Source organism: Variovorax sp. YR750, from assembly GCF_900109805.1.
GTDB classification, from domain to species: domain Bacteria; phylum Pseudomonadota; class Gammaproteobacteria; order Burkholderiales; family Burkholderiaceae_C; genus Variovorax; species Variovorax gossypii.
Map to the genome: position 1 here is coordinate 270340 of NZ_FOBJ01000007.1, position 13176 is coordinate 283515.

At 67.8% G+C, this 13176-nt stretch carries 15 protein-coding genes; 5 read left to right on the forward strand and 10 right to left on the reverse strand.

Annotated elements, in window-relative coordinates:
• Positions 1-25: 25 nt before the first annotated feature.
• The 7 genes from BMY35_RS16730 to BMY35_RS16760 form a co-directional block, all read right to left on the reverse strand.
• Complete coding sequence (locus BMY35_RS16730) at positions 26-1081, reverse strand: DMT family transporter (RefSeq protein ID WP_093201126.1); 1056 nt, start codon at positions 1079-1081, stop codon at positions 26-28.
• A gap of 7 nt (positions 1082-1088) precedes the next feature.
• The gene (locus tag BMY35_RS16735) at positions 1089-1409 is read right to left on the reverse strand and encodes a hypothetical protein (RefSeq protein WP_256228641.1); all 321 of its coding nucleotides are present in this window, start codon (positions 1407-1409) and stop codon (positions 1089-1091) included.
• Positions 1410-1554: 145 nt separating this feature from the next.
• Positions 1555-4698 carry an efflux RND transporter permease subunit gene (locus BMY35_RS16740; RefSeq protein WP_093201132.1) on the reverse strand — a complete coding sequence of 1048 codons (3144 nt, stop codon included), beginning with the start codon at positions 4696-4698 and terminating at the stop codon, positions 1555-1557.
• A gap of 15 nt (positions 4699-4713) precedes the next feature.
• Positions 4714-5856: an efflux RND transporter periplasmic adaptor subunit gene (locus BMY35_RS16745; RefSeq protein WP_093201135.1), complete on the reverse strand. Its 1143-nt coding sequence runs from the start codon at positions 5854-5856 to the stop codon at positions 4714-4716.
• The gene (locus BMY35_RS16750) at positions 5853-6491 is read right to left on the reverse strand and encodes a hypothetical protein (RefSeq protein WP_256228642.1); all 639 of its coding nucleotides are present in this window, start codon (positions 6489-6491) and stop codon (positions 5853-5855) included. The genes BMY35_RS16745 and BMY35_RS16750 overlap by 4 nt, the downstream gene beginning before the upstream one ends.
• Entirely contained in the window at positions 6488-7633 is a 1146-nt protein-coding gene (locus BMY35_RS16755; RefSeq protein WP_256228643.1) for a TolC family protein, read from the reverse strand. Before BMY35_RS16755 ends, BMY35_RS16750 begins: the two co-directional genes overlap by 4 nt.
• Before the next feature lie 250 nt (positions 7634-7883).
• Positions 7884-8237 carry a hypothetical protein gene (locus BMY35_RS16760; protein WP_093201140.1) on the reverse strand — a complete coding sequence of 118 codons (354 nt, stop codon included), beginning with the start codon at positions 8235-8237 and terminating at the stop codon, positions 7884-7886.
• Between the two features lie 170 nt (positions 8238-8407).
• Between BMY35_RS16760 and BMY35_RS16765 the strand changes: the two genes are divergently transcribed.
• Together BMY35_RS16765 and map are read left to right on the forward strand one after the other, a co-directional pair.
• The gene (locus tag BMY35_RS16765; protein WP_093201142.1) at positions 8408-8665 is read left to right on the forward strand and encodes a ParD-like family protein; all 258 of its coding nucleotides are present in this window, start codon (positions 8408-8410) and stop codon (positions 8663-8665) included.
• Positions 8665-9456, forward strand: a complete 792-nt coding sequence (gene map / locus BMY35_RS16770) for a type I methionyl aminopeptidase (protein WP_093201145.1) — start codon at positions 8665-8667, stop codon at positions 9454-9456. The genes BMY35_RS16765 and map overlap by 1 nt, the downstream gene beginning before the upstream one ends.
• Positions 9457-9470: 14 nt before the next feature.
• Here the strand turns inward: map and BMY35_RS16775 are convergent, their stop codons facing one another.
• The gene (locus BMY35_RS16775; RefSeq protein WP_093201148.1) at positions 9471-9905 is read right to left on the reverse strand and encodes a GFA family protein; all 435 of its coding nucleotides are present in this window, start codon (positions 9903-9905) and stop codon (positions 9471-9473) included.
• 108 nt (positions 9906-10013) lie between these two features.
• On the opposite strand from BMY35_RS16775, the gene BMY35_RS16780 reads away from it, so the two are divergent.
• Positions 10014-10307, forward strand: a complete 294-nt coding sequence (locus BMY35_RS16780; RefSeq protein WP_093201150.1) for a DUF1330 domain-containing protein — start codon at positions 10014-10016, stop codon at positions 10305-10307.
• A 21-nt stretch (positions 10308-10328) separates the two neighbouring features.
• Here the strand turns inward: BMY35_RS16780 and BMY35_RS16785 are convergent, their stop codons facing one another.
• Complete coding sequence (locus tag BMY35_RS16785; protein WP_093201153.1) at positions 10329-10985, reverse strand: dihydrofolate reductase family protein; 657 nt, start codon at positions 10983-10985, stop codon at positions 10329-10331.
• 211 nt (positions 10986-11196) lie between these two features.
• On the opposite strand from BMY35_RS16785, the gene BMY35_RS16790 reads away from it, so the two are divergent.
• The gene (locus BMY35_RS16790; protein ID WP_093201155.1) at positions 11197-11598 is read left to right on the forward strand and encodes a RidA family protein; all 402 of its coding nucleotides are present in this window, start codon (positions 11197-11199) and stop codon (positions 11596-11598) included.
• A 44-nt stretch (positions 11599-11642) separates the two neighbouring features.
• On the forward strand, positions 11643-11993 hold the full coding sequence (locus BMY35_RS16795; RefSeq protein ID WP_093201158.1) for a nuclear transport factor 2 family protein: 351 nt from the start codon (positions 11643-11645) through the stop codon (positions 11991-11993).
• A 46-nt stretch (positions 11994-12039) separates the two neighbouring features.
• Here the strand turns inward: BMY35_RS16795 and BMY35_RS16800 are convergent, their stop codons facing one another.
• A complete protein-coding gene (locus BMY35_RS16800) occupies positions 12040-13164 on the reverse strand; it encodes a 3-deoxy-7-phosphoheptulonate synthase (RefSeq protein WP_093201160.1) in 1125 nt (374 codons plus the stop codon).
• Between the last annotated feature and the right edge of the window lie 12 nt (positions 13165-13176).

Here is a 13176-nt window from a genome sequence, read left to right on the forward strand (position 1 = left end):
CAGCCGGATCACGCCAGCCCCCGACTCAATGAATGTGCTGATGGTGCACGTCGGGAACGTGAGGATGCGCGTGCCGGATCGGCTCGTGCACATGCGGATGGCTGTGCGATCCCACCGGGAGCACGTCGTGCGTGTGATCGTGATGGCCGTCGTCATGGCGATGAGCGTGCTCGTGCTCCAGGCGCTCATGCTCGTGCTCATGGCCATGCGACTCCGCCAGGTGCAACGCAACGCCCAGCATCATCAGGATGCCGCCGGCGGCCATCACCCATGTTCCGCTGCGGTCGCCCAGCGCAATGGCGAAGGCGGCGCCGATGAACGGAGCAAAGGCGAACACAGAACCGGTGCGCGCCGCGCCGAAGGCTCGCTGGGCGAGCAGATAGAAACGCAGGCTCAGCCCGTAGCCGCTCGCGCCGATTGCGAACAGCACCATTGCGGCGCTCCAGCCCGGCAACGGCTCGCCGAGCAGCCACGCGAGAACGGTAGTCGCCATCGTTCCGATGGCCGCCTTTCCCAGCACGACCTGCCCCGGGTCGCGTTCCGCCAGCGCCCGCGAGAGCGTGTTGTCCGCGCCCCAGGCGGCGGTGGCGAGCAGCACGGCGAGCATGCCCCACAGCTGCGTGGCGCCGCTGCGCCCCTGGTCCAGCACCAGCGCCACACCGCCGACCAGCAGGAGCAGCATCGCGGCCCACACGCGCCGGTCCATCGTCTCCTGGTACAGCAGCCGCGCCAGCAGCGCCGTGAACAGCGCTTCCAGCGTCAGCATCAGCGAAGCACTGGTGCCGCTCGTATGTTGCAGCCCCCAGGCCAACGCCACGGGACCGAGCACGGCGCCGAACGCAGCCATCGACAGGAGCCGTGGCACATCGCCTCGCACCACGCGGGCTTCCCGTTCTATCCGCTGGCGCGAGGCCAGGCCTACGGCCGCCGCGCCCGCGTAGAGCAACGCGGCGGTCGTGAATGCACCCAGTCCCTTGCCGAAATGCTGGACGAGCGGCGTGCTGACGCCGAAGAGAAGCGCTGCAAGCAGCGCGAGCAATCCGCCACGTACGGCAGGCAGGGAGAGGTGCGTTGTGGTCATGAGAGGCCTACTTCACCGTGAAACGGACGGTGATGGTCTTGCGGCCTTCCGTCACCGCCGCGACCACCTTGGCGCCCTTGCCGAGCTTGACTCCCTTGGCCTCCAGCTTGTTGCCGCCAGCCGGCTTCAGCTCGGCCTCGGACTTCTCGGTGCCGTTGAGGACGGTCAGCTTGCCGCTCATCTGCTTGGCGTCGTAGTCATCGTCGTGGTCGACCACGTAGAGGGCCGCGCCATCGGCAACGGCCACGAGTTCGAAGGACATGTCGCTCGCGGTCTGCACCACGCCGCCGTGCCGGGCCGGCGCCGCGCCGTGGGCGAGCGCGGGCATGGTGGCTACTGCCGACGAGGACAGCAAGACGGCTGCGCAAAGGCTTTTGAATGCCGGGAATTTCATGATGTCTGGGTTCCTGTGTTCATTTTCGGCGCACTTCGAAAGGCGGCGCCGAGGGGGCCTGGAGAACCGGAGCCGTGCGTCAGTACGCCTCCTGCAGCCCCGAAGACGAAGATGAGCTTTCCGGCTCGTCGCGAAGCAGACGCTCCATGGGCTCCTTGCCGACGAGCCAGAAGACGACCGGCGTGAGCAGCGTGTCGAGCAGCGTCGAACTGACGAGGCCGCCGAAGATCACGACCGCGACCGGGTGCAGGATTTCCTTGCCCGGCGCATCCGCGGCCAGCAGCAGCGGCGTGAGTGCGAAGGCGGCGACCAGCGCGGTCATCAGCACCGGGGTCAGGCGTTCCAGCGAGCCGCGGACGATCATGGCCTGCCCGAAGCTTTCTCCCTCGAACCTGCACAGGTTGATGTAGTGGCTGATCTTCAGGATGCCGTTGCGCGTTGCGATGCCGGCCAGGGTGATGAAGCCAACCATCGAGGCGACGGAAAGGCTCACGCCCGCGAGCCACATCGCCACCACGCTGCCGATGAGCGCGAGCGGGATGTTGGCCATGACGATACCGGCCAGCACCACCGACTTGTAGCGCGCGTACAGCACCAGGAAGATCATCGCCAGCGAGATCAGCGACAGGCCCACGATGAGCGTGACGGCCTGCTCCTGCGCCTGGAACTGGCCTTCGAGGCTCACGAAGGTTCCCGGCGGCAGGTTCGTCCTGGCGATCACCGCGCGGATGTCCTTGATCACGCGCGCCATGTCCGAGCCATCGGTGTTCGCATACACCACGATGCGCCGGCGCCCGTTCTCGCGCCCGATCTGGTTCGGCCCGTCGGTTTCCTCGACCGTTGCGATGGCCGATACCGGCAGCCGCCCGGCGGGGGTGTCGATCAGCGTCGCGGCAAGGTCCTGCGGGCTGCGCTTGCCGTCGGGCAGGCGCAGGACGAGGTCGTAGCGCCGCAGGCCGTCGACGATCTCCGCGCCGTGGGCGCCGTCGGTCAGAGCCTGCAGGATGCGGATGGCCTCCCCTGGCGCAAGCCCCGTCTGGGCGAGCTTGCGCTGATCGAGGCGCACGGTGATCTGCGGGATCAGCACCTGCTTCTCCACCGTCAGGTCGACGAGGCCCGGCACGCCCGAGAGGCCCTGCCGCATCTGCTCGCCGAGGCCGCGCAGCGTGTCGGTGTCGTCGCCGAAGATCTTCAGCGCGATCTGCGCGCGAACGCCCGACAGCAGGTGGTCCAGCCGGTGGGAGATCGGCTGGCCGATGGCAACCTGCGCAGGCAGTACCGAGAGCCGCGCGCGGATGTCGGCCATCACGGCCTCGCGGTCGCGCGCGGAGCGCTTCAGATCGACGTCGATCTCGGCCGAGTGCACGCCTTCGGCATGCTCGTCGAGCTCGGCCCGGCCGGTGCGCCGCCCGACCTGGGTGACCTCGGGAACCCCGGCAATCAGGGTCTCGGCGAGCGCGCCCATGCGGTTGGCCTCGGCCAGCGCCGTGCCGGGGTTGAAGACCATGCCCAGCACGAGCGAGCCCTCGTTGAAGGCCGGCAGGAAGGCGCGAGGAAAGAACGGCACGCTCGCGGCAGCAGCCGCGACCGCCAGCGCCGCCATGGCGATCAGCATCTTCGCGCGGCCGAACGACCAGCCGAGCACCTTCTCGTCCCAGCGCTTCAGGCGCGCGACCAGCGGGCTGTCGCCATGGTCGAGCCGCTTCATCCTCGGCAGCAGGTAGTGGCACAGCACCGGCGTGACGGTCATCGACACCAGCATCGAGGCCAGGATGGACACGATGTAGGCAATGCCCAGGGGCGAGAACAAACGGCCCTCGATGCCCGGCAGCGCGAAGAGCGGCACGAACACCAGCACCACGATCACCGTGGCGTACACGATGCCCGAGCGGACTTCCACACTGGCCCTGCGCACCACCTCCAGCGTGGACAAGGGGCTGCCGGCGGCACGGTTCTGCCTCAGCCGGCGCACGATGTTCTCGACGTCGACCACGGCGTCGTCGACCAGTTCGCCGATGGCGATGGCCAGTCCACCGAGCGTCATGACGTTGATGGATTGCCCGAACAGCTTGAAGGCCAGCGCGGTGACCGCCAGAGACAGCGGAATCGCCACCAGCGAAATGATCGTGGTTCGGGCCGAAAGCAGGAACGCGAACAGCACGATCGCCACCATGATGGCGCCGTCGCGAAGGGCTTCGCTCACGTTGCCGATGGAGGCTTCGATGAAATCGGCCTGCCGGAAGAGCACCTTCGGCGCTGCCAGGCCCGCCGGCAGACCCTGCTTGAGTTCGCCGAGTGCAGCTTCGATGGCACCCGTGAGTTGCACGGTATCGGCCGCGGGCTGCTTCTGCACGCTCACGATCACTGCGGGCGCGCCGTTGTAGCCAGCGTCCCCGCGCTTCATGCTCGCCGCGAAGCGGACCTCGGCCACCTGGCTGAGCAGGACGGCGCGGCCATCCTTCCAGGCGACGGCGATGCCCTGCAGGTCTTCCACGCGGTTGGTGCGCCCCAGGTGCCGGATCAGGTACTCGCGGCTGTTGAGGTCGATGAAACCTCCGCCCGCGTTGCCCGCGAAGCCGCGAAGCGCCTGCTCGACCTGCGTGAGGGAGACGCCGAACTGCGCCATGCGGGCCGTGTCGGGCTCCACGCGCAGCTGCCGCACGTCGCCGCCGATGGGGATCACCTGCGACACGCCGGCAATGGAGAGCAGGCGCGGCCGCAGCACGAAATCGGCGTACTCGCGCGCCCGCATCGGGTCGGCACCGGTCTTGCCGTCACCCGCCGACAGCGGCAGCGCGATCAGCATCACCTCGCCCATGATCGAGGAGACGGGCCCCATGATCGGAGCGATGCCCGCGGGCAGCTGCTCGCGCACCTGTGCCAGGCGCTCGGCAACGAGCTGGCGATTGCGGTAGACGTCGGTGCCCCAGTCGAACTCCGCATACACGACGGAAAGGCCCACGCCGGAGGTCGAACGCACGCGGGTCACGCCCGGCATTCCGTTGAGCGCCGTTTCCAGCGGAAAGGTGACGAGCTGCTCGACCTCTTCCGGCGCCATGCCTCCGGCTTCGGTCAGCACCGTCACCAGCGGCTTGTTGAGGTCCGGGAAGACGTCGACGGGAGTGCGCCATGCGGTGATGGCGCCGTAGACCAGCAGCAGCAGCGCAATCGCCAGGACGAACAGGCGGTTGTGCAGGCTGTTTCGAACGATCCAGTTGAACATGAGTGGCTGCTCCGTTCAGCGGATCTGCGCGATAAGCGGTGCGCCCTGCACCACCACGCGGTTGTCGGCGCCAAGGCCCTGGACGACGACGACCGTGGCGGCATCGAGCGAGCGATATCGCACCGGCTGCGGGACGTAGCGCTCGGCGCCGGACTTGATCCAGACGACCGGCTCGTTGGCGCTGTTGCGCACGACGGCCTGGGCGGGCAGCACGAAGCCCTTGACGCGCTCGTCGAGTGCGGCCACCACCGTGACCGGCTGCCCGACCGCCAGGGGCATTGCCGTGCCCGCCTTCTCCGGCTGCGCCCGGAAGGTGAGCGGAAGCACGCCGTCGCGCAGGGAGCGCGCCGCGCCGAGCAGCTTGAGCCTGACGCCCGCCACGCCCTGCAACGAAGCATCGCCGACGCGCGCCGGCAGTGCCGAATCGGCCGTAGTCGCCTCCACCAGCACACGGGAGGGATCGACCACCTCGAACAGCACCTCCCGTGCATCGACGACCTGCCCCGCGACCGCATCGGCCCGGGCGATGACGCCGGAGACGGGCGCGGTCAGTGTCTCGCGTGAACCGAGGCTGGCACCGATGCTCTTCTCCCGGGCCGACAGGCTCTGGAATTCGGCCCGTGCGGCATCGATGTCCTTGCGCGGCACGGTGCCCTCCAGCGACTGGAGGCGCTGGAGCCGCTGCGCGGCCAGCTCGCGGTTGCTGCGCAGTTCCGCCAGTTGCGCCTGCTGGTTGGCGAGCGCATAGGGTTCCGCGTGGTGCTGCACATAGGCCAGTACCTCTCCCCTCTTCACCGCCTGACCGGCGACCGGGAGGCCTGCCGGCCCCGGCTCGACACGGCCGCCATGCACCGCCTGCACGCGGCCACCCGCGTTGGGGTCGATCACGACGCGGCCCGGAAGCTCGACCGTGGCGTTGGCGTCGCTTTCGCTGGCGAGCATCGTGCGGATGGCCATTCGCCGCTGGGCCAGCATCGGCACCTGCACACTGCCGTCCGGCAACCGGGCCAGCCCGCTCGCGGTGCTGCCGCTGCCCGGCGCATCGAGGTGTTCGCCGTTGGGGCCGTGGGCCCCCGGGGAAGCGAATGCGCCGCTGGATGCGGCCAGATTCAGGGCGACGGCGATACCCGCGGCAATGCTTCTGCGGCTGCGGATCATCGGGCACCTCCGTTCTGTGCTGCGACCTTGCGAGCCGGCCAGCGGCTCAGGGCATAGATCAGGCCGCCGATTGCGGCCAGGGCGATGGCAAGCCAGGCCGCCACCGGGATGCCATGGCCGTGTCCGTCGTCATGGGCATGCGCGCCCGAGCCCGCTGTTGCTCCAGCGGTTTGAAGGGTGCCGTCGAGCAGGTCGGATTCGGCTCCCGCGATGATCGTGACCACCACGGCGTGAGTGCCCGGTGCCTTCAGGGCCTTGAGGAAGGCGGCATCGTCCACCGCGTAGTCGCCGAGGTCCGAGTGGAACCTGGCCGGTGCTTTCAGTGCGCCGGTCTCGACTTCCACCTTCGCGTCGAGCACGGGCTCATTGGTCTCGAAGCGGTTCACCAGCATCGAGAACTCGTCGTCGCGCAGGTATCCGACCAGCTCGAAGGCTTCGGACTTGGCCTCCATGCGCGGCGCGCTGCTGGCGCCGGTCACGGCCTGGGCGGGGCCGTCGAGGTGCTCGCCGTTGGGGCCGTGCGCACCCGGTGAGGCCATGGCAGCGCCTGCAGTGCAGAGCAGGACCAGAAAGGCAGCGAGCGGCGACAGCAGACGCCGCCACCCGTGCTGCAAGGTGTTGGAAAAATCGATCATGGAAGAAGTCCGAGTGTTTGTTGGAGTTGGGCGTGTGCCAGGCCCAGTGCCGCCTGCTGGCGTGCGAACGCCGAGTCGGCCTGTGCCGCCGCGTTGGCGGCGCGCAGAAGATCGGGAAGAGACGTTTCGCCGGCCTTGAACGAGGCATCGATCAGCCGGGCGCGCTCGCGCAGCAGCCCGGCGCGGTCGCGCGTGGCGTCGAGCTGCCTCGCCGCGTTCTGCAGCGCGCTGCGGGCCAGCATCAGGTCCGCGTCGTGCTGTGCCCGCACCCGCTGCTCGGCGGCTTCGGCCACATCGAGCTCGCCTATGGCAGCAGCCTGTAAAGGAGCATTCCTGCTTTCGGTGCCGAACGGAATCCGAAGGCCGATGCCGATGCCGCGCTGGGCCGCTTCACCGTAGCCCGGCGATTCCTCGCGGTACTTCACGGAGAGTTCGGGCGGGTCGCGGCGCGACAGGTTGACCGAATCCAGGCGCTTGCGCGCGCGCTCGACCGACTGGGCGGCAACGCGCAGTTCAGGATGCTCTTCGCTGGGCAGGGCCGCATCGGCAAGGCTTGCCGGCGATGGCGGTTGAACCTGCGGCAGGGCCTCGAGCCCGGTCAGCGTGCGCCACTGGGCGCGAGCCGCCTGCAATCGCTGATCGGCATCGCCTTGAGCGGACTGCGCCTCCAGAAGCTCGGCGCGCGCGGCCAGTGCGTCGGCCCTAGCCAGGTCTCCGGCCCGGACCCGCCGCTGCACGTCGTCCGAAACGCCTTGCAGATAGCGCGCCTGCGCGGCCACCGATGCGGCTTCGGCCCGAGTCGACGACAGCCTCCATGCCGACTCGCGCACCTGGCCAGCCAGGCGAAGTCGCGCGGCCTGGGTACCGGCATCCGCCAGCTTCGACTCCGCGTCGGCTGCCGCGGCACGGGCGTCGCGCTGGCCGGGCAGCCACAAGGGCCAGACGAGGCCGACCTCGGTCTCACGGCGCCCGGCGTTGGAATGCAGGCGATCGTTGAGGTGATTCACCTCGATGGCCGGCGGCGCGGCCCAGAGGCTGCCCGCCGCCGCCTGCTCGGCGCGTGCGCGTCGGCTCTGGGCATCGGACTCCCGGGCCTGCACGGCTCGCAGCCACGCTGCCTCGAAGGCCTGAGTGAGCGTCACGCCACCCGGCGTAACGGCAGAAGGAACGGGAGGAGCCGGCTGCGCGATGGCAGGCACGGCCCCGAGAAGCACGCTTCCTGCGATGGCGCAGGGAACGAACCATGGGACGGATTTCACAAGACTCCTGACTGAGGTGGCGGCGACAGTGCCCGCCGACTCCGCGCGGCGAAAGGCGTGCGGAATCAGTCGGCAGTGGTCGCCCGCATGAAAACGACCCACCCGCGCGAGCGCAGGGTGAGCAAGGACGTTTTCAGGCGGTCAGTCTGGGAGGTCGTCGCAGGCCGGCGAGGTGCGGCGAAGGAATCGCGGCTTCGTCCGCGATCAGGGGAGGCGCGCCGCCGATCGGCGCGAACGAGAAGGAAGCGCTCTGCCAGAGCACCGAGGTGCTCAGGCAGCCGTCGAAGGCGAGATGCTGGAGCGATTCGTCGGAATCGTCCTGGGTGACCGAGCCATCGTCGTGATGGTGGTGGCCCTCTTCCTGCCAGTGAAGTGCCGCGTGGGCGACTTCCTCCGCGTCGGCGAATGCGGTCGCTTGCCCGGCAATGGCAAAGGATTGCCAGAGCACCGAAAGCAGGACCAGAAAAATTGCGAAACGCCGACGCATCGGGGAAGTCTAGCGGACGGGGCCGGCGGTCAACGGAAATGCCCGTGCTGCCGATGGGCCTCCTGCAGCGTGTGCCCAGTCGACCTGGCTGGATCTGGCTGGTTTGCCGGGATTTTCATTGCGCCTACGAAACATATACACTTCGCATACGTTTCATACAAAATCTACCGATGGGCATCGTCAAAATCTCCGACCTCATGCACGAAAACCTGCGCGTGGCAGGCAACGCCCTGGGCAGGTCCATCAACGGCCAGGCCGAGCACTGGATGCGCGTCGGCATGCTGACCGAGCTGCACCCGGAGCTGGACCACCGGGAAATCTGCCAGCTGCTGATACAGGCCGAACTCTCGGGTGGCCTGGACATCCTCGCGGCTGCCACAGCCCAACCAGCGAAGGCCCGGTCGCCTTCCGCCGCCGGAAAGCGCTGATGGCACGCGGCATCGTCATCAAGTCCGCCGAGCAGATCGAGCTGGCACGGCAGGCAGGCAGGCTCGCAGCGGAGGTCCTGGGCATGATCGAGCCCCATGTCGTGCCCGGCGTGAGCACGGAAGAGCTCGACCGGATCTGCAACGACTACATCGTGAACGTGCAGGGCACCATCCCGGCCAACGTGGGGTACCTGGGTTATCCCAAGACCATCCTCACATCCGTCAACCAGGTGGTGTGCCACGGCATCCCCTCGGCCGACAAGATTTTGAAGAAGGGCGACATCGTCAACATCGACGTCGCCGTCATCAAGGACGGCTGGTTCGGCGACACCAGTCGCATGTTCTTCGTGGGAGAGCCCAGCGTGCTGGCCCGGCGCCTGGTGGAGACGACGTACGAGGCCATGCTGGCCGGCATCCGCGAGGTCAGGCCCGGAGCGACTCTTGGCGATGTCGGCCACGCCATCCAGTCGGTCGCCCACCGCGAGCATTTCAGCGTGGTGCGCGAATACTGCGGGCACGGCATCGGGCAGGTCTATCACGAGGACCTGCAGGTGCTGCACTTCGGACGGCGCGGCGAAGGGCTCAGGCTGGTGCCGGGAATGATCTTCACCATCGAGCCGATGCTCAACGCAGGCAGGAGCGAGACCAGGCAGTTGGCCGACGGGTGGACGGTGGTGACGAAAGACCGGTCGCTGTCCGCCCAGTGGGAACACATGGTGGCCGTGACGCCCGAGGGCTACGAGGTGCTCACGCGCTGGCCCGGAGGCACGGGGGCCTACGCGCCGGTGTGATCTGGTCGAGGCACTCAGGTGCCGGCGTGCGGCTCCCTGGGCTTGCCTGCACCGGGAGGCAGCGCCTCGTGCTGGGGCAATGAGTCGGTGATCTCGAACCACGGCGCCTTCGACCCGACGAACACATGGCACAGAGGCCTGACCTGCGGATCGTCGTCGAGCACGCCGAGTGCCAGCCCATAGACGGCCGGCTTCACGTCGAACTTGCTGATGAGGCTGGAGCCGCACACCGAGCAGAACCCGCGGTACTCGCCGGGCGACGACTCGTAGTAGCGGACCAGTTCTTCACCCCTGCTCCAGCGAAACTCTTTCGCCAGCACCTTGGCTCGCGCGCGGAAGGCGGTGCCATGCGCCTTCTGGCACATCGAGCAATGGCAGTAGAGCGGGTCTTTCAGCGCGCCGTCGATCTCGAACGCCACGCCTTGGCAGAGACAGCTTCCTCTCAGCATCGATCGGCCTCCTTCGGGCAGTACAGGCACGGGGCTTTCGGCTCATGGCCCCGATGCGTTCACGGTGTTCGCTTTATATTGCTCGCCGAACAACGGAGTGGAATCACCATGGCAAAAGCCTATTGGATCAGCGCATACCGCGCCATCAAGGACACCGACAAGCTCGCGGCCTATGCAAAGCTGGCCGCCCCCGCCATCACCGCCGGCGGCGGTCGCTTCCTGGCACGCGGCCTGCCGGCCAAGGTCTACGAACACGGCCTTGCCGAGCGCACCACGCTGATCGAGTTCGACAGTGTCGAGCAAGCCACGACCGTGCACGACAGCCCCGCGTACCAGGCGGCGCTTGCAGCCCTGGGCGATGGCGCGGAGCGGGATATGCGGATTGTTGAAGGGGCCGAGTAGCCGCGCGGCGGACCGCTCGTATCAAGACCCGTTGCGGCGCAGGAACATGTGCGTGGCGCGCTCGCCCGCCACCTGCCGTTCGCATCTGTAGCCCAGCGCCGGCAGATCCAGGCCGGCGAACAGTGCTTCGCCCTTGCCCAGCAGCACCGGCCGCACGGCCAGGTGCAGTTCGTCGATCAGGCCGGCCTTCAAGTATTCACGCACGGTAGCCGCACCGCCGCCCAGGCGCACGTCGCGACCACCCGCGGCGGCCCTTGCCTGCTCGAGCGCATCGTGGATGCCGCCGGTGACGAAGTGGAAGGTCGTGCCGCCTTTCATTGCCAGCGGCGCGCGGGCATGGTGGGTCAGCACGAAGACCGGCACGTGGTACGGGGGCTCGTCGCCCCACCAGCCTTTCCAGCTCTCGTCGGGCCACGGGCCGCGCACCGGCCCGAACATGTTGCGCCCGAGGATCCAGGCGCCCATCTCGGCAAAGCCCTGCTCGGCCATCTCGTTGTCGACACCGGTCTCGCCGTTGGTCTCGCCCGTCTTCTGCATCTGCTGCCAGACGCGCGTGGGAAAGAACCAGTCCATGAGTTCGGGGCCGCGAACGCCCAATGGGTGCTGCAGGCTCTGATCGGGGCCGGCCGCGAAACCGTCGAGCGAAACGCCGAAGCTGCGCACGAGCAATCGGGTCATGAGGTTTGTCTCCTGCAAGAAGCGGGGTTGCAGTTTAGACCTTGAGGGTTCGGCCCCCGCGAATCGCGGTCGCGATTGTTTGGGTTGGCCAAATTGTGATGGCCGGCATTGCTTCTTTATCGGCGCATGTCCGGTCACTAGAGTACAGACCATGCAGAAGGAGAAGCGCCTTCGCCAAGCAACAAATCAATCAACCGATCAAAGGACTGCCATGACCCGACCCGAATTCTTCGTCACTCCCGGATATGGGCCCGCCCTGCACGAGGCGCTGCACTACTCGCAAGCCGTGAAGATCGGCGACCGTGTCGAAATCTCAGGCCAGGGAGGCTGGAACGACGAAATGCAATTCCCCGAGTCGCTCGAGGAAGAGATCACGCAGGCATTCCGGAACGTCGAGAAGACCCTGGCAACCGCCGGGGCGCACTGGGGCCATGTCGTGCATGTGAACACGTATCACGTCGGAGGATTTCCTCCCGAGGTGAACCGGACCATCGCGCGGCTGTACCGCCAGTACATGCCGGACCACGCCCCCATCTGGACCGAGGTCGGCGTCGCTGAGCTCGCGGCACCGGCGATGCGATTCGAGATGCGCGTCACGGCCGTGATTCATTGACCGCTCGCGCGGGCCCCACCGCCATTGATGAAGAAGACGCCAAGATGCCCGAAGACCACAAGACAGTCCTCGCGAACGCCAACGCCGCAATCATGAAGGGCGACTTCGAAGGGTTCCTGACGTTCTGCACCGAAGACACCGTCTGGAACTTCGTGGGCGACACGATCCTGCGGGGCAAGCAGGCCGTTCGCGAATGGATGGCCGTCGCGTACAAGGAGCCGCCCCAGTTCGAGGTTCACCAGATGATCGGCGACGGCGACTTCGTTGCGGCACTCGGCGAGATCACGCTACCGGACCAGGAGGGAAACGCACGGCCCCATGCGTACTGCGATGTCTGGCGATTCCGCGATGGAAAGATGGCCGAGCTGCGGGCTTTCGTCGTTCCCTCACCGTAGGGGCAGAGGGAAATCGGCCCTGATGGCGCGGCGCGCCATCGCAGCCTCACCCCTTCGACAACCTCCGCCGCTCCTTCACCGCCGAGGCCAGCCCCTCCAGCACAGGCACCGTCTGCGCGAAGCCGATGCATGCATCGGTGATCGAGACACCGTGCTTCAGCGCGACGCCCGGCTTCAGGTCCTGCCGCCCTTCTTCCAGGTGGCTCTCGATCATGATGCCGGTGATGCGGCTCTCGCCGCCCGCGATCTGCGTCGCCACGTCCTCGGCGACCACGATCTGCCGCTGGTGCTGCTTGCTGCTGTTGCCGTGCGAGACGTCGATCATCACCTGGGGCCGCAGGCCGCTTGCCGCCAGGGTGTCGCAGCAGGCCGCGACATCCGCGGCCGAGTAGTTGGGGGCCTTGCCGCCGCGCAGGATCACGTGGCAGTCGTCGTTGCCGCGGGTCTCGAAGATGGCGGCCATGCCCATCTTGGTCATGCCCATGAAGGCATGCGGCGCACGCGCCGCGAGGATGGCGTCGGCCGCGACCTTGATGCTGCCGTCGGTGCCGTTCTTGAAGCCGACCGGGCAGCTCAGGCCCGACGCCAGCTGCCGGTGGCTCTGGCTCTCGGTGGTACGTGCGCCGATGGCGCCCCAGGCGATCAGGTCGGCGATGAACTGCGGGCTCAGCAGGTCGAGGAACTCGGTGCCGGTCGGCAGGCCCAGGGTGGTCAGCTCGAGCAGCAGGCGGCGCGCGCGCTCCAGGCCTTCGTTGATCGCGAAGCTGCCGTCCAGGTGCGGGTCGTTGATGTAGCCCTTCCAGCCGACGGTGGTGCGCGGTTTCTCGAAGTAGGCGCGCATCACGATGAGCAGGTCGTCCTGCAGGGAGTCGGCCACCTTCTTCAGGCGCTGCGCGTACTCGATGGCCTGGTCGTGGTCATGGATGGAACAGGGGCCGACCACCACCACCAGCCGGTCGTCGCGGCCGTGCAGCACGTCGGCGATGGCGGCGCGGCTACCTTCGACCAGCGCCAGCGTGTTGTCGCGAACGGGCACGCGCTCCTGCAGCAGCGCCGGGGTGATGAGCGGACGGACGGCGCCGATGCGCACGTCGTCGATGCGGGTGGTGTCGAGGGTGCTGTCGCGGGAGCCGATTTCGGCGTCGTGGAGGGGGTCGTCGAGACGGGACATGGTCGTGGCTGT